General features: G+C 64.9%; 1 protein-coding gene. It reads left to right on the top strand.

All coding sequences use genetic code 11. The annotated features are described in order from the left end of the window. On the top strand, positions 1-228 hold a 228-nt coding region (locus R2R70_RS23815; RefSeq protein WP_410979463.1), incomplete at both ends, for an ATP-binding cassette domain-containing protein.

Here is a 228-nt window from a genome sequence, read left to right as displayed (position 1 = left end):
CTTTCCGCATATGACCGTGGAATCGAATGTGGGCTTCGGGCTGCGCCAGGAAGGCGTCAAGAAGGGCGAGCTCAAGGATCGCGTGGCCAACGCGCTCGAACTCGTGCAGATGACGCGCTTCGCGAAGCGCAAGCCGCATCAGTTGTCGGGCGGTCAGCAGCAGCGCGTCGCGCTCGCGCGCTCGCTCGTCAAGCGTCCCAAGCTGCTGCTGCTCGACGAGCCGATGTC

This window comes from Cobetia sp. SIMBA_158, assembly GCF_046566945.1.
Taxonomy (GTDB): Bacteria; Pseudomonadota; Gammaproteobacteria; order Pseudomonadales; family Halomonadaceae; genus Cobetia; species Cobetia amphilecti.
The sequence above is the reverse complement of the archived record's forward strand: the minus strand, read 5'-3'. Positions and strand labels throughout refer to the sequence as shown.